This window comes from Nocardiopsis codii (genome assembly GCF_036327455.1).
Lineage (GTDB): Bacteria > Actinomycetota > Actinomycetes > Streptosporangiales > Streptosporangiaceae > Nocardiopsis > Nocardiopsis codii.
Map to the genome: position 1 here is coordinate 80409 of NZ_JAUZMY010000027.1, position 23542 is coordinate 103950.

Genomic DNA, 23542 nt, shown 5'->3' on the forward strand with positions numbered 1-23542 from the left:
GTCAGGCGGCCGTCTCCAGCAGCAGCAGACGGTCCAGGATGTCCTGGAGCGTGACCAGGCCGATCACCTCGCCGTCCACCTCCACCAGGGACAGGTGGCTGCGGCTCTCCCGCATGATGCTCATCGCCGCGTACATCGGCGTGCTGGAGGGCAGTGTGAGCACCGGGCGCATGAGATCCGCGGCGGTCGTCCCGACCGGGCTTGTCAGGGCCTCGCGCACGTGCAGGACGCCCACGGGCTCCTCCCCGTCCATCACCACCAGCCTCAGGTGGGTGGACTCGCGCGACACCTGCTTGATCTCCTCGACCCCGTGGGAGGGGGCGACCGAGGCGATCTCCTCGCGCCGGGTGACGATCTCGCTCAGCGGACGGGAGTTGACCTCCAGGGCGGTGGCCAGCTGGTCGCGCCGCTCGGCGTCCAGGGCGCCCGCCTTGGCGGAGTGCTCCACCAGCTCCCGCACGTCGTCCGGGTTGTGGCCCGAGGACATCTCGTCCACGGCCTCCACGCCCAGGCGGTGCAGGCACCAGTTGGCCATGCCGTTCAGCATCAGCAGCGCCGGACGGGTGAACCACATGAACGCCCGCATCGGCAGGGCGAGCATGATGGCCGACTTCTCCGGGTGCGAGATCGCCCAGGACTTGGGCGCCATCTCACCCACCACCAGGTGCAGGAAGGTCACGACGACCAGCGACACCACGAACGAGACCACGTACGCCACCGTGCTCGGCAGGCCGCCGAACAGCGGCTCCAGCAGGTGGTGGACCGCGGGCTTGGAGATCGCACCCAGCGCCAGGGCGCACAGCGTGATGCCCAGCTGCGATCCGGCCAGCAGCAGCGACAGGTCGCGGGCGCTCTTGAGCGCGGCCCGCGCCGAGGCGCTGGTCTCCGCGGCCTCCTCCAACCGGTACCGGCGGGCCGCCACCAGGGCGAACTCGATGGCCACGAAGAACGCGCTCAGCGCGATGATGACCGCGGTCACGGCCAGGGCCACCCACACGTTCATGTCGCTCATGCGCGCACCTCCTCGGCGCCGTTCTCAGCGGCTTCGCGCAGACGCAGCTCCACGGTGTGCGGAACGTGCCTCTGCACGGTGTTCACGATCAGGGTCAGCGCCATGTCGGGATCGCCGTCATGGGCGCTGGGCGGACGGGGCAGGGCGATGTCCACCCGGTCGCCCGCCTCGGGCAGCCGGTGCAGCTCGTGGATGACCAGACCGCCGATGGTCTCGTAGTCGCCCTCGGGCAGGTCGTGTCCGATCAGCCGCTCGACCTCGTCGATGTGCAGCGCGCCGGGGACCAGGTAGGAGCCCTCGCCGTCCAGGTCGGACGGCGACTCCTCGTCCGGGGTGTGCTCGTCGGCGATCTCGCCGACCAGCTCCTCGGCCAGGTCCTCGGTCGTGATGACGCCCGCCAGACCGCCGTACTCGTCCACGACGCAGGCGAACTCCTCGCCGGCCTCGCGCAGCTGGTCCAGCAGCACGGGCAGCGGCAGGGACGCGGGAACCATCACGGTCTCCCGGGCCACCTCGCTGACCTTCACGTTCGACAGGTCGCGGTCACCCAGTGCGAGCACGTCACGCAGGCAGATGACGCCCACGATGTCGTCCACCCCGTCGCCCAGGACCGGGAAACGGGAGTGGTCGGAGGCCATCAGCTCGACGACCCGGCTGACCGGGTCGCCCTCCTCCACGGTGGTCACCTCGGGACGCGGGATCATCGCGTGCCCGGCGGTGCGGTCGTGGAAGTCCAGGGTCCGGTCCAGCAGGGTGGACAGCTCGGCGGGCAGGTCCCCGCTCTCCCGGGACTCGGCGATGATGCTCTCCAGGTCACGGGCGGTCGCCGCGTGCTGGACGTCCTCCACCGGCTCGATGCGCACGGCCTTCAGCAGCAGGATCGCGGCCTGGTCGAAGAGCCAGATGACCGGTCCGAAGATCCTCAGGTAGATCCCCGTGGACAGTGCCAGCCAGCGGGCCACGGGCTCGGGCCGGGCGATCGCCAGGTTCTTGGGGAAGAGCTCACCGAAGACCATCTGGATCACGGTGGAGAAGAGAAGGGCGAGAACCGTTCCGACGGCGACGCCGGTCCCCGAGGGGACTCCGATGCCGCCGAGGAGTTCACCGATGCCCTGGCCGATCATGGGCTCGGCCACGTAACCCACCAGAAGGGCGGTCACGGTGATGCCCAGCTGGGCGCCGGAGAGCATGAACGACGTGCGGTTGGTGATGCCCAGGGCCCGTTTGGCCCCCGCGTCACCTGCCGCGGCCCTGGCTCGCAGTCGCGAGCGGTCCACGGCCATGTAGCCGAACTCCTGGGCGACGAAGTAGCCCGTCGCCACGGTGATCAGGAAGACCACCAGGAATCCGAAGGCGATACTGAGTACTGTGCTCATCATCGGGCACGCACCGCCTGGTTCCGGCTCGTGGTCGGATCCTGGTTGCTACGAGGGTGCGCACCCTTCGGAGAAGGAGGCTCGTCGAGGTCTGGGTCACAGCATCCGTGAGGGATGCTGCTGGTACTTCGAGACGGGTCCACTGTTCCTCTCTCTGCGTTGACACGCGTTGAGTGTGTGACTGGTGTTGGTACTGCGATGGAAATGACGAAGAGGTCGCCCGGAAAGTTCCCGGTGCTCAGCTCCCGACGGGAGCGTCGGCCCCTTCGCCGAAGGAGGCCCACTCGCGACGGCGGGCCTCGGCGAGGGCGATCGAGGTGGCGACGGCCACGTTCAACGATCCCACCCGCCCGATCTGGGGAATGTAGGTGACGGCGTCCGCGCCCGCCAAAAGGGCGGGGGAGCAGCCGTGGTCCTCGGCTCCGACGGCCAGGCACACGTCCGGCTCCAGCGGGGCGGCGTGCAGCGGCACCGCGCCCCGGGCCAGTTCGAGGGCCACGACCTTGTACCCGTCGGTGCGCGCCGCGGCCAGGGCCTCGGCGGTGGAGGCGAGGCGGGTGTGGCTCACCTTCGCCGCGGTGCCCAGGGCGGTCTTGCCGACCTTGGGGTCATCGGGGTCCGCGCTGTTGCCCGTGAGCCAGAGCTGGTCCACCCCGAAGGTCGCGCAGGTGCGCAGGATCGATCCCAGGTTGAAGGGCTGGGTGACGGATTCGACGATGAGGGCGAGTCGCCCCTCGGTGCGTCGGCGCCATTCGCGGTTCAGGCGTTTGACGTCGGTGGGGCGCAACTGCGTGCTCAACTGCGGTGTGTTCCTCAGCGGGTGTACCCGGGTGGCCCCGGAGTGCGGATGTTCGCAACAGGCTACCGGTCAGCGGGCCGGTGCGCACGCATGACCCGTGACACATCCAGGCAAAACGTCTCTCAGTCGCCCGAACGGCGCACTGCCAGAACCCGGAATCCGGCGCGGGAGGCCACCCTCTCGGCGGGCAGCCCCTCGGCGTCCAGCCACTTCTGGAGCGAGTCGGAACCCAGGTGGCGCTGCACCACGAGATGGGCCACCCCGTCGGGGGTCAACCGGTTGACCCAGGTGCGGAGCATCGCGTGGAGCACGCCCTTGCCCACCCGGATCGGCGGATTGGACCACAGCGCGTCGAAGGGGCCGAGCAGGTCCTCGGCCGAGGGCGCCGGAGCCCCGTCCGGCTCGTCCGCCGGGTCGCCCTCGGGGGAGATGACCGCGAACCGGGCGTTGTCCAGACCGTGCTCGGAGGCGTTGCGCCGGGCCAGGCCCACGGCGCGGGCGTTGACGTCCACGCCCAGCACGGCCGCCCCCGGGGCGCGGGAGGCCATCGTCAGGGCGACGGGCCCGTAGCCGCATCCCAGGTCGAGGAGGCGGCCGTCCGGCGGTGGGGCCGGAACCGTCTCCAACAGCACCCTGGTGCCGAGGTCGACCTTGTCGGGGGAGAACACGCCCCGGTCGGTGTTCAGGCGCAGGTGCAGGTCCGGCAGGACCAGGTCGGCGGTGGAGGGCCGGCTGGCGGCGTCGGGGTCGGAGTCGAAGTAGTGCTTGGCCACGCCGTGACGCTACCAGGGCCGACGCCGCGCCGCTCCCGGGCAAAAACCTCATCCCCTCACGGGAACGAAATCCCCAACCCCGGCGACCTCACCCGGGGGAGTGCGGAAGATGGAGGTATCCGAGGTTTGTGGGGTATCCCATGCGAGCAGAGGTAGGAGACCGACTGGTGGTCGAGAGCCCGCGCGACGACGCCCACCGCAGGACGGGCGTCGTCACCAGGATCCGGGGGGACGGCGGAGCGCCCCCGTACCAGGTGCGCTGGCTGGACGCCGAGATCGAGCACGACGTCCTGGTCTACCCGGGCCCGGACGCCCACATCGAGCACCCGCGCCGCGGTACGGGCGCGGAAACGGAGGGGGCGGATCCCATGCACACGATGAAGCGGTGGAACGTCGACGTCGTCGTCTCGGAGGAGGCCGAGGGAGAGGCGGCGCGCACCTGGGCCGAGGTGGGGCTGGTCGCCGACGACGGCACGGCGCTGCGCGGCCACGGGATGGCGCGCAAGCACCCCACGGACCTGGACATGCCGGAGATCGGTGAGGAGCTCGCGGTCTCGCGTGCCCTGTCCGACCTCTCGCGCCAGCTCCGGCAGGTCGCGGCGGAGGACATCACCGACAACACCGGGACCCCGTGGCGTCCCACCTGACGCCCCCGGCGCACAGCCGCCGTTCGTCCGCCCGGGGCGCCTGAGGGTCCGGAACCGGCCACCTCCGCAACAGGAGGTTTGCACCCGGTGGTCACCGGCATCGGGCACACTCGGAAGTCGGGCACGACTCCCGCCCCCTCGGCGGGGGGACGTCCCAGCCCCCACGGGCTGGGACTTCGCCGTGTCCACCAGGGAACGGAGCACGAGGGGCGGGGGAGCACCCGAGCAGCACAGGCCCCGACGTCGCGTTCCGAGGTACCGCTGTGCTTTTGCCGGAGGAACTCCGGGGAGAAGCGCGTTGCCACCCGGCGCGAGCCGGGAGTACTCACGCAAGGAGACCCCGTTGACCACCTCTTCCGGGCCCCAGGCCAGACCCGCCAGGGTCCTCGGTACCGTCGACGCCGTCGCCATCGGTGCGGCCTCGATGCTCGGAGCGGGCGTGTTCTCCGTCTTCGCCCCCGCGGCCCTGGGCGCCGGGGCCTGGCTGCCCGTGGCCATCCTCATCGCGGGCACCGTCGCCTACTGCAACGCGGTCTCCTCCGCCAGGCTCGCGGCCCGCCACCCCCAGTCCGGCGGCGCCTACGTCTACGGGCGCGAGCGCCTGGGCGAGCTGTGGGGCTACCTGGCGGGCTGGTCCTTCGTCGTCGGCAAGGTCGCCTCGTGCGCCGCGATGGCGCTGACCTTCGCCGCCTACGTGCTGCCCGGATGGGAGAAACCGCTGGCGGTGGCGGCCGTGGTGGCGCTCACGGCGCTCAACTACAGGGGCCTGAGACGTTCGACCCTGGTGATCAAGGTCCTGCTGGGCGTGGTCCTGGCCGTCCTGGCCGCCGTGGTCGTCACGATGCTCCTGAGCGGGCGCCTCGCGGCCGTCGCCGAGGTCGACGGCCTGGGCCCCTGGCCGGGCTCCTTCGGCGTGCTGGGCGCGGCGGGGATGATCTTCTTCGCGTTCGCGGGGTACGCGCGGGTGGCGACGCTGGGGGGCGAGGTCCGCGACCCCGGTACCACCATCCCGCGCGCCATCCTCCTGTCCCTGGGCGGCGTGCTGGCGCTCTACCTGGTCGTGGGCACCGGCCTGCTGATCGTGCTGGGGCGGGAACGCCTCACCACCAGCACCGCGCCGATGATCGACGCCGTCCTGGTCGCCGGGTTCCCGTGGATGGTGCCGGTCGTGGCGGTGGGAGCCGCCGTGGCCAGTCTGGGCGCACTGCTCTCCCTCATCCTGGGGGTCTCGCGGACCACCGCCGCGATGGCCTCCGACGGCCACCTGCCCCGGTCCCTCGCCGCGGTCCACGAGCGCCACGGGGTGCCGCACCGGGCGGAGGCCGCCGTCGCGGCCGTGGTCGTCGTCCTGGTCCTGGCCACCGACCTGCGGGGCGCGATCGCCTTCTCCGCGTTCGGCGTGCTGGTGTACTACGCCATCACCAACGCCTCCGCGCTGAGGCTGGGGCCGGACGAGACCCGGCCGCCGCTGCTGGTGCCCCTGACCGGACTGGTGGGGTGCGTGGTACTCGCGTGCAGCCTGCCGCTGCCGGCCGTCATCACCGGCATGGCGGTCCTGGCGCTCGGCGCGGGCGTGTGGTGGCTGCGCGAGCGGATCGCGCAGCGCTGACCGGCCTCCCGGACGGCCCCGCGGAGTCCGCCGTGACGGCGGAGCGGTCAGGGGCCGCCTACGCGTCGCCGTCCGGCCCGACCATGTAGGCGAGCCCTCTGCGGGCGGTCGTCGACAGGGTCAGCCCGGCCACCTCCTCGGGCCCGAACCAGCCGCAGTCGGAGGTCGAGCCGTTCTCCTCCATGACCCGGGCCGGGCCCGGGTTCGCGACGTACACGCGGAAGAACGCCCACACCGCGTAGATCTCGTAGCCCGACGGCGGCACGCGGTGGTGGCTGGCAGCGGTGATCAGCGCGCCGACCTCCCCGTCCTGGCCGGTCTCCTCGGCCACCTCGCGCCGCAGCGCCGTGCGCGCGTCCTCGCCCGCGTCGACGCCCCCGCCCGGCAGGTGCCAGGTTCCGGCGGCGGGGAACCCCTCGGCGATCCGGCTGAGCAGGACGCGCCCGGCCGGGTCGGTGACGATCCCGTACGAGGCGAACCGGCGCAGCCGGGGGCGGGAGTCCTCGGGGAACTCCTCCTCGGCCAGCAGGTCGGCGGCCGAGGGCGTCAGCCCGCCCTGCGCGGCGGGCGGCCGGGCGGTCGCGGTGCCGGCCTCGGCGAAGACCACGCGGTCCACGTGCAGCGGGGTGCCGTCGGGTGCCTCCAGAAGCTCCGTCAGCACGTCCACCGCCTTCAGGGGCGTGTGGGGGGAGAGTCCGCCCAGGTCGCGGACCACGTCCGCGGGGTCCTGTCCGAACAGCACCCGCGCGCCGAGCACGGTCGGCCCGGAGGGGCCTGTGGTGACCAGGTGCGCGGTGACGCGCCGCGCCGGTCTGTCCGGGGGGACTGCGGTCACAGGGACCCCGCGGCCGGGGCCAGACCGGGGACGCCGAGCCCGACCATGCGCAGCAGTTCGTCGAGGCCGCTGATGGTGGTCAGGCCCTCCAAGCGCTGCCGGCCGTGGCGGTCGATCAGTACCGGGCGCATCCGCGAGGCGACCGCGCCGACACCGTCGGACTGGATCTGGTCGCCGACGTGCCAGCAGGCGGCGGGGTCCACGCCCAGGCGCTGGGCGGTCATGTGGAAGATGCGCGGGTCGGGCTTGCCCGCCCCCGCGGTGTCCGCGCACACGACGGCGTGGAAGTAGGGGGTCAGCTCCAGGGCCTGCAGCTTGGCGTGCTGGAGGGCCTCGGCCCCGTTCGTGAGCAGGGCGAGGCGGTAGCCGGCCGACGTCAGGGCGTTGAGGGCCGGGATGGTGTCGGGGAAGACCCGCCAGGCGGAGCGGTGCGCCTCCAGGTAGAGCCGGTAGAGGTCGTCGCAGTGCTGGTCGGCGATGTCGGCGTGCCCGGCCTGGACGGCCAGGGCGCGGATTCGCTCGCGGCGCTGCTGCTCCAGGGTGAGGTTTCCCCGCAGGAAGGCGGCGAAGGAGATCTCGGTCTGCACGTCCCACAGGGCGCGGGCCGCGCCGAAGTCCGGGTGGCCGAGCCGCTCCATGACCGCGCGCAGCCCCTGGGACGACGCCCCGGCGTCGTCGATGAGGGTGTCGTCCAGATCGAAGCAGATGGCGGTCGGTGCGGGTATGTTCGGCATCGTTCCTCAACAGGGTGGCCTGACAAAACATGCCAACGCTAACCCCTGGACATGACGCAAATGGTGTAAACCCCACCTAAAGGGATGTGGTCAACGTCACTGAACGCGCTGTGTCCGACGTGTTTCCGCACCCGCCCGCGTCACGGAAGCCGCTGGAACCAGAGCAGTGACGTGAGAGCGGTGGCCATGCCCAGGATGATCGCGACCAGCACGAACCGTGTGACGATCTCCTCGTGGACGAGTTCCGTGCCCAGGGACGAACCGATGTCCTCGTAGACCTCGTCGAGCTCCGTCTCGCTCTCCGCCTCGTAGAAGTGCCCCGCCGTCTCCTGCGCCAGGCCCCGGAGTGCGTCCTTGTCGATGTCGGCGGGTACCTGGTAGCCGTCGATCTCGATCATCGCCGCCCCTGTGCCGAACGCGATCGTGGACACCGGGACCTCCTGCTCGGCCGCCGTCGAGGAGGCCTGCACGATGTCGCGACCGCTGGTGTTCTCCCCGTCCGACAGGAGCACGATCGCCGACGGCGGCGGGTCGTCCTCGGAGTCCTCGTCGAAGCTGCTGATCGCCTCCAGGGAGGCGAACACGCCCTCACCGATCGCCGTGCCCGGCCCCAGCTGCAGGTTCTCGATCGACCCGATCACCGCCTGGTGGTCCTGCGTGGGCGAGGACACCACCGTCGCGGTCGAGGAGAAGGCCACCAGCCCCACGTTGAACCTGTCCGGAAGCGTCTCCACGAACCCCTGGGCCGACTCCTTGGCGGCCTGCAACCGGTCCGGCTCGATGTCCGTGGCCGCCATCGACAGCGACACGTCCACGGCGACCATGATGGTGGCCCGCTCCCGCGGCTGCTCCACCGGCATCGCCGGCAGCGCCATCGAGGCGATCAGCACCGCCATGGACGACACGAACAGCACGGCCGGGACGTGCCTGCGGATGTCGGGCCGGTGGGGCGCCACCTGGTCCAGCAGCGCGAGGTTCGTGAAGCGCAGCGTGTACTCGCGCCGCTGGGTCTGCGCGAACACGTACGCCCCGACCACCACGACGATCAGGAGCAGCCACCACAGCCGCTGGGGCTCAAGGAAGGTCATCGCTCAGTCCCCCGTGCGTCGGCACTGTCCGGCGGGTCCGGCCCCGCGCCCTCGTTCGGTCCCGCCGTGTCCCGCCCTCACCGGGGAAACCCCGGTGTGTGGCGGGCCAGGTGGTGCGCGGTACGCCGCTGGTGGATGACGAACCGTGCCGTATCCAGTACCCAGTCGCGGTCCGTTCTCAGCACGAGGTGGTGCACCCCGCACCGGCGCAGTGCGTCGCGCACGGCCACGCGCTGGTCCCCCGCGGCCTGACGATAGCGCTCGCGCACCGCCTTCGTCAGCCGCACGTCGCGCACCCGGCCCGACCGGGGGTCGCGCATGGTCACGTCCCCGATCTCGGGGAGGTCGAGCTCGCGCGGGTCGACCACCTCCACCACCAGCACCTGGTGCCGGGAGGCCAGCTGGCGCAGGGGCCGTTCCCAGTCGACGTCACCGCCGAACGCGGGCGTGTCCAGGAAGTCCGACACCACCACCCGCAACCCGCGGCGACGGCGGGTGCGCACCAGGTCCGTGACCGCGTCGGCCAGCGTCGCCCGTTCCGGGGAGGCGGACCGTTCGTCCCCCGTCGGAGCGGCGGCCACCGTGGCCAGGAGCGACAGCAGCGCCTCCTTGCCCGACCGGGCAGGCCAGCGCCGGATCCTGCCGTGGTGCAGGAAGTGGGCCCCGAACCTGTCGCCGACCTTCTGGCTGAGCAGGTTCGCCGCGACCATCGCGCCGACCGCGACATCGCGCTTGGAGCACAGACCGGTGCCGAAGTCCATGCTCGGGGACAGGTCCAGCAGGGTCCAGCTCTCCAGCTCCCGGTCCGCGACCAGGTCGCGCACGTGCGGGATGTCGGTGCGCGCGGTGACCGCCCAGTCCATGCGCCGCACGTCGTCCTCGCCCGGCTGGTACACGCGGGCCTCGGCGGCCTCCGACCCCGGGCCCAGCCGCAGTCCGAGGTGCTCCCCGTGCAGCAGTCCCTCCAACCGGTGGACGATCTGCAGGTCGAGGCGGCGCAGGGCCGCGCGGAGTCGGGGATCGGTCCCGATCGCCGGTGTCGTCACGGGATCACCTCGGGGAGGCGAAGGAGGCGGTCTCTCCGCTGGGAGGCTCGTCCCAGATCACCCGGGGCGCGAGGACGGTCGACAGGATGCGGTCGACCACCTGCGCCGGCGTGACCCCGTCGGCGAGTGCGTCGAAGGTCAGCACGAGCCGGTGGGCGATGACGTCGTGGGCGAGCACCCGCACGTCGTCGGGGAGCACGTAGTCGCGCCCGCGCAGCAGTGCCAGGGCCCGTGCCGAGGCGACGAGGCCGAGGGTGGCGCGCGGACTGGCGCCCACCTCCAGCACCTTGCGCAGGTCGGGCATCTGGTAGGCCTCCGGTTCCCGGGTGGCCATGACCAGCCGCACGACGTAGTCGGCGATGAGCTGGTGGACGTGCACCCGCTCGGCGTCGGACTGCAACTCGCTCAGGGTGACCGGGTCCAGGACCTGGTGCGCGGTGGGCGGGCTGCTGGACATCCGGCGGAGGATCTCCATCTCCTCGTGGGCACGGGGGTGCCCGACGTCGACCTTCATCAGGAACCGGTCTCGCTGGGCCTCGGGCAGCGGGTAGACGCCCTCGGACTCGATCGGGTTCTGTGTGGCGATGACGATGAACGGGGAGGGCAGTGGGTGGGTCGTCCCTCCGAGGGACACCTGCCGCTCGGCCATGACCTCCAGCAGGGCCGACTGGACCTTGGCCGGAGCACGGTTGATCTCGTCGGCGAGCACGAAGTTGGCGAACACCGGCCCCAGCTCCACGGCGAACTTCTCGGTGGAGGGATGGTAGATGCGCGTTCCGACGATGTCGGAGGGCACCAGGTCCGGAGTGAACTGGATCCTGGTGAACGAGCCGCCGGTGACCTTGGCCAGAGTGGACACGGCCAAAGTCTTGGCAATGCCGGGAACTCCCTCGATCAGGCAGTGGCCCTTGGCGACCAGGGCGATCAGGGAGCGCTCCACCATGCGTTCCTGGCCCACGATGACCGTGGACACCTCGTGCAGCGCCGCGCGCAACAGCCTGGTCGGCTCGCCCGGTGCGCTCTCGGAGCCCGACGGGGCCGCTGAGCCGTTTCCGGGTGAGGTTTCTGCCATGTCCCGCCTTCCTGGCTGGGAGCCCCGCGGAGGGGCACCGGATAGGTTGTGGATCACCCACCTGTGGCGACACTACCTGCTTCGCGGCCACCAGTCCGGTACACGACGCGGCGGAGCGGGCCGGGTGGGGTTGGGAAAGGGGGCGTGACATGGCGGTTCCCACAATGGGACTGAACGAGGGCGATCCGCGCCAACTGGGCGGTTACCGGCTCCTGGGGAGGCTGCGCGACTCCTCCCTGGGCGTGGTGTACCTGGGGCGGGACGGTTCCGGGGACCAGGTCAGCGTGGCGGTGCTCGACTCGGGGGCCGGGGGGGACGGCTCGGCGCGTTCGCGGTTCGTCGAGGCGGTCCAGGAGAGCCCGGACGTGGTGGCGGCCCGCACCGACGGGCGGTCGCCACTGTGGGTGGCCGTGCCCTACGACGGTTCGGGGAGGGGCGCGCAGGACTTCCTGGAGTCGGCGGCCCGGTCGGGACGTGTGAGCGAGCACGGGCCGGTGGTCATGCCGCACTGGGCCGGCTCGCGCGGCGGTGCGGCGGTGCGCTGGGCGCCGTGGGCAGCGCGCGGGGAGAGCGCGGTGGAGTCGGGGAGGGGCAACTGGTGGCTGATCGGCGGTCTGGGCCTGGTCCTGCTGCTGCTCCTGCTGCTGGTGTCGCTCCTGTACTGGTGGATGCTCCAGTTCCCGCCGCCGGAGATGCCGGGGCCGTCACAGCCCACGGAGTCGGAGCAGGAGGAGGGCGGGGAGGGCACCCAGGGGGAGGAGCCCCAGCCGACCGAGGGCGAGGACGGGGGGAGCGGCCCCTCCCAGCCGATGCCGAGCCCGGGGGAGGGCGACGGGGAGTGGGGAGAGCTGCCCGAGGACAACCTCTGACCGGGGGAGCCCGGCGGAATGCCCGGGGGGACACGGTTTCGGCCGTGTCCCCCCGTCGTTCCCCTCATGAAAATCTACGTCGTAAAGGTGGGCGTTCGTTTCTGTAAAAACGAAGCTTCACAACGGATTCGCGCGGCTACGCCGCCCGCTTCCCTGAACTTTCGCGCATCGGTGATCCTTCGGCGTGTCGCGATCGTGGCCATGGGGCTAGAACGTGTTCAGCGTCGTTTAGCGGCCCCGGCAGAGCTGTGCGCAGGTGAGGGGGAGGGACGGCAGACCGCTCCGCCCTGTGGGCGGTTGAGCGCCGCGGCTGCCGAAGGTGCGGCGACACGTCGTGTCGGGCCGGTGCCTATGCTGGTCCGCGTGCTGAAAAAGGTGATCGCGACGCGGTACGTACTCGCGCTGCGTGAAGGTGGTTCGCTCCCGGGGTTGGTCGAGGCCGACGACCTGGGGATGTACGTGGTCAAGTTCATCGGTGCCGGTCAGGGGCGCAAGACGCTGGTCGCCGAGGTCGTCGCCGGTGAGCTCGGCAGGGCCCTGGGACTCCCGGTCCCCGAGTTGGCCCTGGTGGAGTTCGACGCGGTGATCGCCCGTGGTGAGCCCGACCAGGAGGTGCAGGAGCTGCTCAAGGCGAGCGGCGGGCTCAACCTCGGCATGGACTTCCTGCCGGGGTCGCTCGGGTTCGACCCACTGACGTTCGAGGCGGATCCGGGGTTCGCCGGGCGTGTCCTGTGGTTCGACGCGCTCACGGGCAACGTGGACCGCTCGTGGCGCAACCCGAACATGCTCCTGTGGCACGGGAGACCGTACCTGATCGACCACGGGGCGACGCTGATCTTCCACCACAACTGGAGTGGCGCGGACCGTTTCGTCGGCCGTGCCTACGATGCCGCCGACCACGTGCTGTCGGGGTTCTCGCCCGACCTCGCCGCGGCGGACGAGGCGTTCGCCCCCCTGGTGGACGAAGGGCTGCTGCGGAGTGTGGTGGGCCTGGTTCCCGACGAGTGGCTGGTGGACGAGCCGGGGTTCGACGCACCCGAGGACGTGCGCGAGGCGTACGTGAGGCACCTGTCGGCGCGTGTGGCCGACCGTTCGTGGCTGCCGGGGGTGGCGGGATGAGCGACGTGAGGCGTTACAGCGACGCGGTGACGACGGGGCGTGTGGGTGTGGAGCGTGACCGGGTGGTGTTCGAGTACGCGCTGGTGCGGGTGGTGCCGTGCCTGGAGCGCGGTGAGTGCGTCAACGCCGGCGTGATCGTGTACAGCCAGGAGCGGGGGTTCCTGGCGGCGAGGACGTTCTTGGACGAGGAGCGCCTGCGTGCTGTGGCGCCAGGGGTGGACGTGGTCGGCGTGCTGCGCGCCCTGGATGCGGTCGAGGCGATGTGCCGTGGCGGTGCCGGAGCCGGTGCCGCGGGCCGTGAGCGGCCCGGCCGGCGGTTCCGTTGGCTGACCGCGCCGCGGAGCACGATCGTGCAGCCCGGGCCGATCCACGGGGGGCTGGCGGAGGACCCGGAGGCGGAGTTGGAGAGGCTGCTCGACCGTCTCGTCCGGTGATGCTTCGGGGTGGTAACGGACATCACAGGTGATTGGTCGCGTCGAGGGGGAGCTATTCCGCTCTGCGGGGTGTTGGTATGGAGTGGCCGTTGTCGGTGGGCTCGCTCCCATCCGGCCCCTTTTCCTCTTCCTTGAGTTGGAGCGCCTGTGCAGTCCCCGAACTCCCCCGTCTCGCCCCCTGAGCAGGGGGCGGGTGTGATCTCCGAGAACCCGTCGACCTCCGAGAGTCCCGGTGCGGCCGGGAGCGTGCCCTGGACGCGGTCGCGTAAGTCGATCGCCCTGTTGGTGATGGTGCTGGGTGTGCTGGCGGCCACCGGGCCGTTGGCGACCGACATGTACCTGCCGGCGTTTCCGCAGATCACCCAGGATCTGGGGACGAGCGAGGCGCAGATTCAGCTGACGCTGACCGCGATCATGCTCGGTCTGGCGGTCGGGCAGTTGGTCCTGGGGCCGATGAGTGACGCCTGGGGGCGTCGCGGCCCGCTGTTGGTGGGTGTCGCCGTGTTCACGGTGACGTCGGTGCTGTGTGTGTTCGTGCCGGACGTGACGCTGTTCATCGTGTTGCGGTTCGTGCAGGGTGTGGCGGGTGCCGCAGGTGCGGTGATCTCGCGTGCGGTGGTGCGTGACCTGTTCGAGGGCGACGACGCGGTGAGGTTCTTCTCGCGGCTGGCTCTGGTGATGATGCTGGCGCCGCTTCTGGCGCCGCTCGTGGGTGCGCAGTTGCTGCTGGTGGGTCCTTGGCAGGTGAGCTTCTGGGTGCTGGCGGTGATGTCGGCCGTCAGTTTCGTGTTGGTGCTGGTGTGGTTGCCGGAGAGCCTGCCGGTGGAGTCCCGTCGTCGTCAGGGGCCGCGTCAGCTGGTGTCGACCGTGTCGGGGCTGGTGCGTCAGCCGCGGTTCGTGGGTCCGGTGCTGACGCTGGGTCTGAGTTTCGGGATGTTGTTCACGTACGTGTCGGCGTTCTCGTTCGTGTCGCAGCAGGAGTTCGGTGCGTCTCCGCAGACGTATGCGTGGCTGTTCGCCGTCAACTCGTTGGGGATGATGGCGGGTACGCAGGCGAACGGTTTCCTGGTCGGCCGGGTGGACACGTTGCGGCGTCTGGGGCTGGGGCTGGGGCTCGCCCTGGTGTCGGTGGGTGCGCTCGCGGTGCTGGCGGCCACGGGTGTGGCGACGTTGTTGATGGCTGTGGGGTTGTTGGCGCTGATGATGTTCAGTGTCGGTTTCATCATGCCGAACGCGACGGTGACGGCTCTGGACGGGCAGCCGGCCTCGGTGGCGGGTACGGCCTCGGCGTTGATGGGGGCGTTGCAGTTCGCGCTGGGTGGCGGTGTGGCGGCTCTGGCGGGTGCGACGCCGTCGGGTCAGGCGTCCTTGTTGAGCATGTCGCTGGTGATGGTGTCGGCGGTGTCGCTGTCCTTGGCGGCGTATGTGTGGACGGTGCGTTCGAAGATCCGATGACCCCAGGAGTGCTGGGGTTTTGGGTTCTGGTGCCAGGTTGCCGTGTGGTGGGGATTGTGGGCACAGTAGGTCACAATTCCCCGATTGAGGCGGGTCTGGTCTTGTGTGAACCCGTCTTCCGATGTGGCAGAGGATGAATAGGTATGGGCGAAGCGAGCGTCACCCCAGGTGCATGGGCACTGGGCCTTTCCGGGCTGAGCGACCTGGTGTACGAGGTGGCGAACTCCGACGCCCATGCCGAGGTGTTCTCGGTGCCCAGGGACGAGGGTCGCTGGGAGCGGGTGACGGCCGGTGAGTTCGCGACCGAGGTGACGGCGGTGGCCAAGGGTTTGGTCGCCGCCGGGGTGGGTGAGGGCGACCGCGTGCTGTTGGCGGCCTCACCGCACCAGGACTGGGTGCGGGTCGCGTTCGCGGTGTGGTCGGTGCGGGGGGTGCTCGTTCCGTTGCCGCAGTCGGCTTCGGCGGAGCGGGTGGCGCACGTGGTGCGGCAGACGCGTCCGGCGGCGGCGGTGGTCCAGGGGGACCGGTTGCTGCGTGCTGCGACGGCGTTGCAGCGCGAGTTGCCGGACCTGGGGCGTGTGTGGCGGATGGAGGCGGGCCTGGAGGGGATCGCCTCGCTGGGCCAGTACATGGACGCGTCGTCGGTGCGGTTCCGGCGGGACGAGACCCAGCCCGAGGACGCGGCGGCGGTGCTGTATCCGATGAGTACGGTGTCGCGCTCGATGCGGGGTGTGGTGTTGTCGCACGGTGCTCTGCTGTCGTCGGCGGCGGGTGTGGCGGACCGTGTGTGGCCGCGGCTGGCGGAGTTGCCGCCGGGGCGGGCGAGCACGTTGTTGGATCTGCCGTTGTCGCAGGTGCAGGGGTTGACGTCGTTGTTGGCGTGCATGGTGGGTCGTGTGCGCGTGGGGTTGTCGGAGCCGGGCGGGTTCCTGCGTCGGGTGGAGTCGTTCCGGCCGACGGTGCTGGTGTGCGGTTCGGGGTTGTTGGAGTCGGTCTTCGAGGCGGAGCGCGGGAGCGCGCGTTCGACGGGGTGGGACTCGCTGGGGACGTTCAACTCGGCGGTGGATTCGGCGGTGCAGTTCGACCGGTCGCCGAAGAAGGGCGCCTGGCAGCGGTTGTCGAGGTCGATGTACGACTGGCAGTTCGCGAAGTTGCGTGAGGCGTTGGGGAACCGGGTGCACGTGGCGGTGTGCTGGGGTGGCGGGTTGTCGGACCGTCTGGACTCGTTCTACGGCGGTGTGGGGATTCCGGTGTTCCAGGTGTTCGGTACGGCGGAGACGGCGGGGGCGTTCGCGGCGGGCGGTGTGGGTGAGCGGTCGCCGGGGACGGTGGGTCGTGCGGTGGACGGTCGTGAGGTGTGGGTCTCGCGTGAGGGTGAGGCGCACGTGCGCGGTGGCGGGTTGTTCTCGGGGTACTGGGGGGACGAGGAGGCGTCGCGGAGTGCGTTCCGTGAGGGGTGGTTGGCGACGGGGTTCTCGGTGGAGGTGGACGGGGACGGGTTTGTGACGGTGGTGGGCCGGTTGCGTCCGCAGGCGGCGTCGGTGGGGGTGCCGGGGCGGTTCGTGGCCGGTGGTGCGGGGGCCGTGGCGGAGCTGGAGGCTGTGTCGGAGGCGGCTCCGGTAGTGCGGGCTGCTGCGTTGCCCGCTGCTGCGACTGCTCCGTTGCCTGTGGCGGAGGCTCCGGTGGAGCGTGGGGACGGGGAGTTGGTCGCGGAGTTCGAGGCGCGGTTGCGTGCTCATCCGTTGATCAGTCAGGTGTTGGTGATCGTGGAGGGGCGTCCGTTCGCGAGTGCGCTGGTGACGTTGGTGCGTGATCAGTTGGAGTACTGGCGGTTGGTGAACGGTCGGCCGTTGTCGATGGCGCCTGAGGAGATCGCGGGGGATCGTGATCTGCTGCGTGAGGTGCAGGGTTTGGTGTATGAGGCCAATCGGAGCGTGCCGCGGCATTTGGCGGTGCGGTCGTTCCATGTGTTGGCGGAGGAGTTCACGGTGCAGTCGGGGTTGGTGCAGCCTTCGGGTGAGTTGCGTCGTGAGGCGGTGTTGCGGGCGTTCTCGGAGGAGATCGACGGTTTGTATCGGGTTCGTCGGGAGCGGTAGGGGTGGCGTGTGGCCGCGGCCCTCGGTGTTGTGCCGGGGGCCGCGGTTTTTTGTGTCTACTGGCCGTTGAGGTAGGCGAGGACGGCGAGGACGCGGCGGCTGTCGTCGGAGGAGGGCGGTAGGTCGAGTTTGGTGAAGATGTTGTTGATGTGCTTGCTGACGGCTTTTTCGGTGATGTAGAGGCGTCCGGCGATGGCGGAGTTGGAGCGGCCTTCGGCCATTTCGGAGAGGACTTCGCGTTCGCGGGGGGTGAGTTGGGCGAGGGGGCCGCTCTGGTCCTGGCGGGCGAGGAGCTGGGAGATGACGGCGGGGTCCATGGCGGTGCCGCCGTCGGCGACGCGGCGGACGGCTTCGATGAACTGGCCGATGTCGAAGACGCGGTCCTTGAGGAGGTAGCCGACTCCGCCTTCGGCGTCGGAGAGGAGTTCGCGGGCGTAGAGCTGTTCGACGTGTTGGGAGAGGACGAGGATGGGGAGTCCGGGGATCTGGGTGCGGGCTCCGATGGCGGCTTGGAGTCCCTCGTCGGTGAAGGTGGGTGGGAGTCGGACGTCGACGACGGCGACGTCGGGTTTGTGTTCGGTGAGGGCGGTGTGTAGGTCGGGTCCGTTGTCGACGGCGGCGACGACGGTGAAGTCGTGTGCTTCGAGGAGTCGGATCAGTCCCTCGCGGAGGAGGGCGAGGTCTTCGGCGATGACAACGCGCACGGGATCTCCAGGGTCACGATGGTGGGGCCGCCCTGTGGGCTGGTGATGTTCATCGTGCCATCGAAGGCGTCGAGGCGTCGTCCGATGCCGGCGAGGCCGCTGCCGGGGGTGGGGGCGGCTCCGCCGGTGCCGTTGTCGGTGATGGTGATGACGAGGCGGTCGCGGCCGTGGTTGATGTGGATCCAGGCTTCGGTGGCGTGTGCGTGTTTGGCGGTGTTGGTGAGGAGTTCGGCGATGGCGAAGTAGGCGGCGGATTCGACGGGGTCGGCGGGGCGGCCGTCGAGGTCGATGGTGACGGTGATGGGGAGGTGGTGGGTGAGGGCGAGGGCGTGGACGGCTCCGTCGAGTCCGCGTTCGACGAGGACGGGTGGGTGGATGCCGCGGACGAGGTCGCGGAGTTCGGTGAGGGCGTGGCGGGTGGTTTCGCGGGCTTCGGTGAGCATGGAGCGGGCGGTGCGGGGGTCTTGTTCGACGATTTGTTCGGCCATGCCGAGGTGCATGCCGAGGGCGACGAGGCGGGCTTGGGCTCCGTCGTGGAGGTCGCGTTCGATGCGGCGGATTTCGGAGGCTTGGCTGTCGATGGTGTTGGCGCGGCTGGTGGCGAGGTGGGCGACGCGGGCGGTGAGTCGGGCTTTTTCGGAGGGGGAGAGGAGGAGGCGGTTGAAGCGGATGTAGATGTCGAGGGTGGGTGGGAGGAGGAGCAGGCCGAGGGTGAGGAGGAGGGCTGAGGGGGCGAGGAGGATGAGTTGGTCGAGGGGGGTGGTGGGGGTGTAGCTGTCGTAGAGGGCGGTGCCGGCCAGGCCGAGGGCGAAGAGGAGTTGGTAGATGGCGTGGCCGATGAGGGCGGCGGGGATGGCGATGAGGGTGATGTTGGCTGTTCCGGCGATGAGCCAGAGGAGGTCTTTCCAGGTGCCGGGGTCGGTGATGATCGTGGTTCCGCGTCTGGTGAGGCCTCCTGGGGGGATGGGGCGGTAGGCGGAGGGGATGGGGCCTTTGGGGAGGAGGTGGCCGAGGGTTCGGCGTTGGCTGTCGGCGAGGGTGCGCAGGAGGATGCCGGTGAGGATGACGAAGGGGAGGCCGATCCAGAAGAGGGTGAGGATGGCGGAGGCGAGGACGAGGGGGAGGAGGAGGAGGGCGGAGATGTTCTGGGAGAGCAGGAGGAAGAGGTAGGCCAGGGTGGTGAGGCGGCCTGCGCGGTGGTGGGGTGCGGTGGCCATGGGTGGTTCTTCCGTTCCTGCTGGTGTGGTGTGTTGTGTCCATTCTGGCGGGTGGGGGGTGGTGTTGGCGGTGGTGGTGGCTCCCCTTTCGGGTGGTTTCGTCTTGGGTGTGGGCATGGGTGTGACCCGCTCCGGTGTGGGAGCGGGTGGGGGTGGGTGGGTCAGGGCCAGCGGATGTCGGTGGCGGTGTCGAGTCGGGTGATGCGGGTGGCGGTGTTGGCGTTGAGGGCGTCGGTGAGTTGGGTCCAGGCCTGGCGGGGGGTGTTGTCGGTGTTGTTGCAGGTGCGCTGTTGGCAGGCGGTGTGTTGGGACATGGCGCCGGCGAAGCGGAGGGGGTCGTCGGCGTGGGTGTGTCCCCAGAGGCTGATGTTGGCCCATTGGCGGGCTTGGATGCCGTCGGTTCGGTAGATCTGGGGGAGGGCGTGGACGGTGGGTTGTCCGCCTCCGGCGAGGTGGTGGACGTCGGCGAGGGTCCAGTTGTTGTTGCAGTCGGTGGTGCCGGTGGTGGGGCATCCGTCGGCTGAGTTGGCGGTGTGGAGGGGGGTTGTGGTGGTGTCGGTGTAGGCGTTGATCCAGTTGCGGGCCCAGGCGGGTGTGGACCAGCCGGGTTCGGCGTCGAGGGCGCCGGTGATGGTGACGGCGGGGGTGGTGGAGCGTTGGCGGGCGTCGTCGACGAGGGTGGCCCATTGGCGTCCGGCGGTGGTGCCGGTGAGGCCGCCGTCGTCCTTGTTGTTGATGCCGAGGGCGAGGTGTGCGCGGGTTTGGCCGGTGCGGCAGTCGGTGAAGCCCTTGGCCCAGTGGTGGGCGTAGGCGGCGGCTTTGGTGGTGGCTGCTCGGGGTGTGGTGGTGCCGTGGCTGGTGCCGGGTTCGCGGAGTTGGTTGTCGGTTTCCTGGGTGCCGAAGAAGAGGATGCGGACGCCGTTGGTGCCGGTGCGGCCTTCGGTGCATCCGGCGTCGCGTGCGTGGTCGGCTGTGGCGGGGCCGAGGGGGACGTAGCGGCTGGTGGTGTGTCCGGGGTAGGTGGTGGTTTGGGTGGGGGTGGTTGTGGGGGTTGTGGTGGCGTGTGCGGGGGCGGGCAGGGTGAGGGCGGTGGCGATGGCTGTGGCGAGCAGGCGTTGCTTGGTGGTGGCCATGGTCACTATTATCGCCCGTTGTTGTGATGCGTAAACTTAGAGTGACATTTTGGGCGCGTTCGGGGCATTGGTGGCATCTGGTGCACGGGGGTGTGGGAAGGGCGGGACGGTGCGGCGGTCGCCTCACGGCGTGGCGCACAACGCGGTTCCATGACCGCCCCTGAGGGCGCGGTACTCCGCGAAGGCTTCGGGTGGAGCCCGGGGGACACTTGCAACCGCACCGTCCCGCTGTGGGGTCCAACGGGGAGAGGGGTGCGGCTATTCCCGCGGGGGCCGTGTGGGGGTGTGGGTGGGGGTTTGTGTCGGTGCGGACGTCGTTCGCTCGGGTTTTTGGCGCAACTCGCCGCCGACGATTTCCCGTGTCTTGCCACGACCTGTGATGATCGGGAGTGTGTGGCGTGAACTGATCCTGGAGATGTATCCCGAGGCCGATCTGTACGATCCGGCCGATGAGGTGACCCTTGCCGAGGTGGAGAAGCGGCTGATGCTGCCTCTCCCGTTCGAGTTGGCCTCCCTGTTGCGGGAGGCGGACGGGGTGACCAACGAGTACGGGGACGCGGTGGTGTGGAGTGCGCGGCGCCTGGTGGAGGACAACCTCGCGATGCGGGGTGAGCCCGACTATCTGGAGTTGTACGCGCCTTTCGACGAGATGATCTTCTTCGGCGATTCGGACATGGGTCCGCAGTTCGCGTACGTGCACACGGACTACGGTCCGGGGATCGTGGTGTGGGATCATGAGACGGACCGGCGGCGGTTGGTGGTGGTGTCGTTGCGCGACTACCTGGCGCGATGCCTGATCCAGGGCAATTCCTGGTTCCGTTGAGCCGTGGTTCCGTGCGCGGCTGACCTGCCGTTTCGTGCTATTTTTCGGGGTGTTGGTGGCGTTGTGCCACCGTTTTCTCCCCTAGTGCGTTTGAGAGTAGGACCATGTCGGAGCAGTCCACGCCTGCCCATGTCGCCGCTGTCGTCCAGGGCCGGGAGGTGGAGGACTTCCCCGAGCTGGCCCCGGAGGCCTCGCGCGGCCGTGTGCGGCGCGTCACCGTGACGGGTGAGGAGGTCCTGCACCGGCGCAACGCGGACGTGCCCGAGGAGATGTTGGGCGGCGAGGAGCTGCACCGGCTCGTCGACGACATGTTCCGGACGATGTACGCGGCCGAGGGTGTGGGGCTGGCGGGCAACCAGGTGGGTGTGGACATGCGCCTGTTCGTCTACGACTGCCCCGACGACGACGGGGTGCGCCACGTGGGGCACGTGGTCAACCCGGTGTTGGACGAGCGCGACCTGGACGACGCGGTGGAGGTCGAGAGCGAGGGCTGCCTGTCGGTGCCGGGGCCGCACGCGGACCTGGGGCGGGCTGTGAACGCGACGGTGCGGGGTGTGGACCGTGACGGCACACCGGTGGTGGTGAGCGGGAGCGGGTACTTCGCCCGGTGCCTGCAGCACGAGACCGACCACACCCTGGGGCGGTTGTACGTCGACCGGCTCTCGGCGCGTGAGCGCAAGCGGGTGCTGAAGAAGATGGACGAGATGGCCCACGACGTGTTCGCGCGTCGTGAGGAGCGTGCGGCGCAGCTGGCGGAGGAGTTCGCGGGCTGAGCCCGTGTGTGAGGGGGCGTCCCGGCGGTGGCCGGGGCGCCCCTTTTTTGTGTGCCCGCGGGGGTCAGGGTTCGTGGTCGGCGCGCCCGACGCAGAACTCGTTGCCCTCGGGGTCGGCCAGGACGGCCCAGTCGGTGCTCCGGCCCCCGCGCAGGTCGTGGAGGAGGGTGGCGCCCAGGGCGAGCAGGCGTTCGACTTCGGTGTCGCGGGTGGAGCCGGGGGCGGCTTCCAGGTCCAGGTGCAGGCGGTTCTTGAGGGTTTTGGGTTCGGGGACGCCGATGAAGAGCAGGGGCGGCCCCTGGGGGAGGGGAGGAGGGCCTCGGGGTCGCCGGGGCGGCCCTGGGGGTGCAGGGGGTGGCCCAGGGCGTGGGGGTCGGCGTAGTCGACGGTGAAGGCGCGGATGAGGGGCGGGCTCATGCGGTTTCCTCTCCGTGGGGGTGGGGTGGGTCATTGTCGTGGGCAGGCCGAGGGGGTGCGACGGGGTTTCGCGGTGGTCGGTGTGTGGGTGGGGTGGGGGTGCCTTTGGGGGTGTCAGCGGTCCGAAATGGTGTGTTTAGGGGTGCCATTGGGGCAATGTGGCTCTGTAGGTGGCCCGAACCGTGGGGGGTGTGACTCTTCTGTGACCGGCGGGGGCGGTAGATTGCGCGGCATGCACAACGGGGACGAGGCCGACCGGGAGTCGGCGCAGAGGGTGGTCGTGTACACCGACGGGGCGTGCAGCGGCAACCCCGGCCCGGGAGGGTGGGGGGTGTGGTTGAGCTACGGCGCGCACGAGAAGGAGTTGTACGGGAGTGAGGAGCAGACCACCAACAACCGGATGGAGCTGATGGCGGCCATCCAGGCGTTGGAGAGTCTGAAGAAGCCGCTGCCGGTGCTGGTGCACACCGATTCCTCCTACGTGCGCAACGGGATCACGACCTGGTTGCACGGGTGGAAGAAGCGCGGGTGGAAGACGGCCGACAAGAAGCCGGTGAAGAACGTCGACCTGTGGCAGCGCCTGGACGAGGTGGCCTCGCGCTACGAGGTGGAGTGGCGGTGGGTGCGCGGGCACAGCGGCGACGAGGGCAACGAGCGCGCGGACGAGCTGGCCCGGCGCGGGCGGGATGAGGCTGCGGGCCGGTAGGCGGCTCGGGGTGTGCGGTGGCGGTGGTCCCTGTGGGGGTCGCCGCCATCGGTGTGTGCGGGGGCGGGTGTGCGGGGTGCCCGTGGGGGGTCGGGGCCGGCTCGGGGTCTGTGTCCCCCCGGGGGTGGTGGCCCTGCGCGCCGGTGGCGGGGGTGCGGTGGGCGGTGCTGCTAGAGGGTGTCGACGTCGTCGGCGAGGGACTGGACCATGAGGCGGCGTGGTCCGGGTCCTGCTGCGGCGAGTTCGTCGTCGGGGTTGGACAGGGTGCAGGTGTCCAGGGACAGGCAGCCGCAGCCGATGCAGCCGGTGAGGTCGTCGCGCAGGCGGATGAGTTGGGCGATGCGTGCGTCGAGTTCGTCGCGCCACTGTTCGGAGACGCGGGCCCAGTCGGTTCGGGTGGGGGTGCGGTTGTCGGGGAGTTCCTCGAGGGCCTGGCGGATGCGGGCCAGGGGCATGCCGACGCGTTGGGAGATGCGGATGAAGGAGACCCTGCGCAGGGTGTCGCGGCGGTAGCGGCGTTGGTTTCCGCTGGTGCGGCGGCTGTGGATGAGGCCCTGGCGTTCGTAGAAGTGCAGGGCGGAGACGGCGACTCCGGCGCGTTCGGCGACCTGGCCGACGGTGAGTTCCTTGGTGATGGGTGGCACGGTGCCCATCCTAGGTCGTCGGTGGTGGCGGGGTGTGGGGGTCAGGGGGTGCGGGTGCGGTGGGTGCCGCGCAGGGCGTACAGGCGTGCGTAGGCGCCGCCGCGGACGAGGAGTTGGTGGTGGGTGCCGGTTTCGGTGACGCGTCCTTTGTGGAGGAGGAG

Annotated in this window: 24 protein-coding genes; 10 read left to right on the forward strand and 14 right to left on the reverse strand. The window is 70.4% G+C overall.

Annotated elements, in window-relative coordinates; all coding sequences use genetic code 11:
* Position 1: 1 nt before the first annotated feature.
* The 4 genes from Q8791_RS24035 to Q8791_RS24050 all read right to left on the reverse strand — a co-directional run bounded on the left by Q8791_RS24035 (position 2) and on the right by Q8791_RS24050 (position 3960).
* The gene (locus tag Q8791_RS24035) at positions 2 to 1012 is read right to left on the reverse strand and encodes a hemolysin family protein (protein WP_330094059.1); all 1011 of its coding nucleotides are present in this window, start codon (positions 1010 to 1012) and stop codon (positions 2 to 4) included.
* The gene (locus Q8791_RS24040) at positions 1009 to 2391 is read right to left on the reverse strand and encodes a hemolysin family protein (RefSeq protein ID WP_330094060.1); all 1383 of its coding nucleotides are present in this window, start codon (positions 2389 to 2391) and stop codon (positions 1009 to 1011) included. Before Q8791_RS24040 ends, Q8791_RS24035 begins: the two co-directional genes overlap by 4 nt.
* 235 nt (positions 2392 to 2626) lie before the next feature.
* Positions 2627 to 3187 (reverse strand): TrmH family RNA methyltransferase, encoded by a 561-nt coding sequence (locus tag Q8791_RS24045; protein ID WP_330094061.1) that lies wholly within the window; start codon positions 3185 to 3187, stop codon positions 2627 to 2629.
* Positions 3188 to 3309: 122 nt separating this feature from the next.
* A complete protein-coding gene (locus tag Q8791_RS24050) occupies positions 3310 to 3960 on the reverse strand; it encodes a class I SAM-dependent methyltransferase (RefSeq protein ID WP_330094062.1) in 651 nt (216 codons plus the stop codon).
* Between the two features lie 140 nt (positions 3961 to 4100).
* Between Q8791_RS24050 and Q8791_RS24055 the strand changes: the two genes are divergently transcribed.
* Positions 4101 to 4607, forward strand: a complete 507-nt coding sequence (locus tag Q8791_RS24055; protein ID WP_330094063.1) for a dsRBD fold-containing protein — start codon at positions 4101 to 4103, stop codon at positions 4605 to 4607.
* Positions 4608 to 4950: 343 nt separating this feature from the next.
* Positions 4951 to 6216 carry an APC family permease gene (locus Q8791_RS24060; RefSeq protein WP_330094064.1) on the forward strand — a complete coding sequence of 422 codons (1266 nt, stop codon included), beginning with the start codon at positions 4951 to 4953 and terminating at the stop codon, positions 6214 to 6216.
* 58 nt (positions 6217 to 6274) lie between these two features.
* On the opposite strand, the gene Q8791_RS24065 is transcribed toward Q8791_RS24060, so the two are convergent.
* From Q8791_RS24065 to Q8791_RS24085, 5 genes are all read right to left on the reverse strand, one after another.
* The gene (locus Q8791_RS24065; RefSeq protein WP_330094065.1) at positions 6275 to 7051 is read right to left on the reverse strand and encodes an NUDIX hydrolase; all 777 of its coding nucleotides are present in this window, start codon (positions 7049 to 7051) and stop codon (positions 6275 to 6277) included.
* Positions 7048 to 7785, reverse strand: a complete 738-nt coding sequence (locus Q8791_RS24070) for an HAD family hydrolase (protein ID WP_330094066.1) — start codon at positions 7783 to 7785, stop codon at positions 7048 to 7050. Before Q8791_RS24070 ends, Q8791_RS24065 begins: the two co-directional genes overlap by 4 nt.
* A gap of 140 nt (positions 7786 to 7925) precedes the next feature.
* Positions 7926 to 8873 (reverse strand): VWA domain-containing protein, encoded by a 948-nt coding sequence (locus Q8791_RS24075; RefSeq protein ID WP_330094067.1) that lies wholly within the window; start codon positions 8871 to 8873, stop codon positions 7926 to 7928.
* A 77-nt stretch (positions 8874 to 8950) separates the two neighbouring features.
* Positions 8951 to 9919, reverse strand: coding sequence for a DUF58 domain-containing protein (locus Q8791_RS24080; protein WP_330094068.1), 969 nt, complete (start codon positions 9917 to 9919; stop codon positions 8951 to 8953).
* Between the two features lie 4 nt (positions 9920 to 9923).
* The gene (locus tag Q8791_RS24085; RefSeq protein ID WP_330094069.1) at positions 9924 to 10991 is read right to left on the reverse strand and encodes an AAA family ATPase; all 1068 of its coding nucleotides are present in this window, start codon (positions 10989 to 10991) and stop codon (positions 9924 to 9926) included.
* A 149-nt stretch (positions 10992 to 11140) separates the two neighbouring features.
* Between Q8791_RS24085 and Q8791_RS24090 the strand changes: the two genes are divergently transcribed.
* The 5 genes from Q8791_RS24090 to Q8791_RS24110 all read left to right on the forward strand — a co-directional run bounded on the left by Q8791_RS24090 (position 11141) and on the right by Q8791_RS24110 (position 16964).
* Entirely contained in the window at positions 11141 to 11860 is a 720-nt protein-coding gene (locus tag Q8791_RS24090) for a hypothetical protein (protein ID WP_330094070.1), read from the forward strand.
* 351 nt (positions 11861 to 12211) lie between these two features.
* Positions 12212 to 12979 carry a HipA family kinase gene (locus Q8791_RS24095; protein ID WP_330094085.1) on the forward strand — a complete coding sequence of 256 codons (768 nt, stop codon included), beginning with the start codon at positions 12212 to 12214 and terminating at the stop codon, positions 12977 to 12979.
* Complete coding sequence (locus Q8791_RS24100; protein ID WP_330094071.1) at positions 12976 to 13413, forward strand: DUF3037 domain-containing protein; 438 nt, start codon at positions 12976 to 12978, stop codon at positions 13411 to 13413. Before Q8791_RS24095 ends, Q8791_RS24100 begins: the two co-directional genes overlap by 4 nt.
* 288 nt (positions 13414 to 13701) lie before the next feature.
* Entirely contained in the window at positions 13702 to 14868 is a 1167-nt protein-coding gene (locus Q8791_RS24105; protein WP_407942042.1) for a multidrug effflux MFS transporter, read from the forward strand.
* A 143-nt stretch (positions 14869 to 15011) separates the two neighbouring features.
* The gene (locus Q8791_RS24110; protein WP_330094073.1) at positions 15012 to 16964 is read left to right on the forward strand and encodes an AMP-binding protein; all 1953 of its coding nucleotides are present in this window, start codon (positions 15012 to 15014) and stop codon (positions 16962 to 16964) included.
* A gap of 56 nt (positions 16965 to 17020) precedes the next feature.
* On the opposite strand, the gene Q8791_RS24115 is transcribed toward Q8791_RS24110, so the two are convergent.
* The 3 genes from Q8791_RS24115 to Q8791_RS24125 form a co-directional block, all read right to left on the reverse strand.
* Positions 17021 to 17668: a response regulator transcription factor gene (locus Q8791_RS24115; protein WP_330094074.1), complete on the reverse strand. Its 648-nt coding sequence runs from the start codon at positions 17666 to 17668 to the stop codon at positions 17021 to 17023.
* Complete coding sequence (locus Q8791_RS24120) at positions 17620 to 18885, reverse strand: sensor histidine kinase (RefSeq protein WP_330094075.1); 1266 nt, start codon at positions 18883 to 18885, stop codon at positions 17620 to 17622. Before Q8791_RS24120 ends, Q8791_RS24115 begins: the two co-directional genes overlap by 49 nt.
* A 161-nt stretch (positions 18886 to 19046) precedes the next feature.
* Positions 19047 to 20018: a hypothetical protein gene (locus Q8791_RS24125; RefSeq protein ID WP_330094076.1), complete on the reverse strand. Its 972-nt coding sequence runs from the start codon at positions 20016 to 20018 to the stop codon at positions 19047 to 19049.
* A gap of 379 nt (positions 20019 to 20397) precedes the next feature.
* Here Q8791_RS24125 and Q8791_RS24130 point away from each other — a divergent pair, with 379 nt between their 5' ends.
* Together Q8791_RS24130 and def are read left to right on the forward strand one after the other, a co-directional pair.
* Entirely contained in the window at positions 20398 to 20841 is a 444-nt protein-coding gene (locus tag Q8791_RS24130) for an SMI1/KNR4 family protein (protein WP_330094086.1), read from the forward strand.
* Between the two features lie 104 nt (positions 20842 to 20945).
* Entirely contained in the window at positions 20946 to 21614 is a 669-nt protein-coding gene (gene def / locus Q8791_RS24135; RefSeq protein ID WP_330094077.1) for a peptide deformylase, read from the forward strand.
* Positions 21615 to 21678: 64 nt separating this feature from the next.
* Here the strand turns inward: def and Q8791_RS24140 are convergent, their stop codons facing one another.
* Positions 21679 to 22065, reverse strand: a complete 387-nt coding sequence (locus Q8791_RS24140) for a VOC family protein (RefSeq protein WP_330094078.1) — start codon at positions 22063 to 22065, stop codon at positions 21679 to 21681.
* 198 nt (positions 22066 to 22263) lie between these two features.
* Between Q8791_RS24140 and rnhA the strand changes: the two genes are divergently transcribed.
* Positions 22264 to 22737 carry a ribonuclease HI gene (gene rnhA, locus Q8791_RS24145; RefSeq protein ID WP_330094079.1) on the forward strand — a complete coding sequence of 158 codons (474 nt, stop codon included), beginning with the start codon at positions 22264 to 22266 and terminating at the stop codon, positions 22735 to 22737.
* Positions 22738 to 22907: 170 nt separating this feature from the next.
* Here the strand turns inward: rnhA and soxR are convergent, their stop codons facing one another.
* Positions 22908 to 23381 carry a redox-sensitive transcriptional activator SoxR gene (soxR, locus tag Q8791_RS24150; protein ID WP_330094080.1) on the reverse strand — a complete coding sequence of 158 codons (474 nt, stop codon included), beginning with the start codon at positions 23379 to 23381 and terminating at the stop codon, positions 22908 to 22910.
* Between the last annotated feature and the right edge of the window lie 161 nt (positions 23382 to 23542).

What these genes read in the sequence shown, in the direction of transcription:
- Q8791_RS24035 (WP_330094059.1), bottom strand. Translation starts at nt 1,012, where the DNA reads ATGAGCGACATGAACGTGTGGGTGGCCCTGGCCGTGACCGCGGTCATC.
- Q8791_RS24130 (WP_330094086.1), top strand. Translation starts at nt 20,398, where the DNA reads ATGATCGGGAGTGTGTGGCGTGAACTGATCCTGGAGATGTATCCCGAG.
- Q8791_RS24105 (WP_407942042.1), top strand. Translation starts at nt 13,702, where the DNA reads ATGGTGCTGGGTGTGCTGGCGGCCACCGGGCCGTTGGCGACCGACATG.
- Q8791_RS24125 (WP_330094076.1), bottom strand. Translation starts at nt 20,018, where the DNA reads ATGGCCACCACCAAGCAACGCCTGCTCGCCACAGCCATCGCCACCGCC.
- Q8791_RS24110 (WP_330094073.1), top strand. Translation starts at nt 15,012, where the DNA reads ATGGGCGAAGCGAGCGTCACCCCAGGTGCATGGGCACTGGGCCTTTCC.
- Q8791_RS24140 (WP_330094078.1), bottom strand. Translation starts at nt 22,065, where the DNA reads ATGACCCACCCCACCCCCACGGAGAGGAAACCGCATGAGCCCGCCCCT.
- Q8791_RS24100 (WP_330094071.1), top strand. Translation starts at nt 12,976, where the DNA reads ATGAGCGACGTGAGGCGTTACAGCGACGCGGTGACGACGGGGCGTGTG.
- Q8791_RS24095 (WP_330094085.1), top strand. Translation starts at nt 12,212, where the DNA reads ATGCTGGTCCGCGTGCTGAAAAAGGTGATCGCGACGCGGTACGTACTC.
- Q8791_RS24075 (WP_330094067.1), bottom strand. Translation starts at nt 8,873, where the DNA reads ATGACCTTCCTTGAGCCCCAGCGGCTGTGGTGGCTGCTCCTGATCGTC.
- Q8791_RS24040 (WP_330094060.1), bottom strand. Translation starts at nt 2,391, where the DNA reads ATGATGAGCACAGTACTCAGTATCGCCTTCGGATTCCTGGTGGTCTTC.
- Q8791_RS24090 (WP_330094070.1), top strand. Translation starts at nt 11,141, where the DNA reads ATGGCGGTTCCCACAATGGGACTGAACGAGGGCGATCCGCGCCAACTG.
- Q8791_RS24120 (WP_330094075.1), bottom strand. Translation starts at nt 18,885, where the DNA reads ATGGCCACCGCACCCCACCACCGCGCAGGCCGCCTCACCACCCTGGCC.
- rnhA (WP_330094079.1), top strand. Translation starts at nt 22,264, where the DNA reads ATGCACAACGGGGACGAGGCCGACCGGGAGTCGGCGCAGAGGGTGGTC.
- Q8791_RS24070 (WP_330094066.1), bottom strand. Translation starts at nt 7,785, where the DNA reads ATGCCGAACATACCCGCACCGACCGCCATCTGCTTCGATCTGGACGAC.
- Q8791_RS24055 (WP_330094063.1), top strand. Translation starts at nt 4,101, where the DNA reads ATGCGAGCAGAGGTAGGAGACCGACTGGTGGTCGAGAGCCCGCGCGAC.
- Q8791_RS24085 (WP_330094069.1), bottom strand. Translation starts at nt 10,991, where the DNA reads ATGGCAGAAACCTCACCCGGAAACGGCTCAGCGGCCCCGTCGGGCTCC.
- def (WP_330094077.1), top strand. Translation starts at nt 20,946, where the DNA reads ATGTCGGAGCAGTCCACGCCTGCCCATGTCGCCGCTGTCGTCCAGGGC.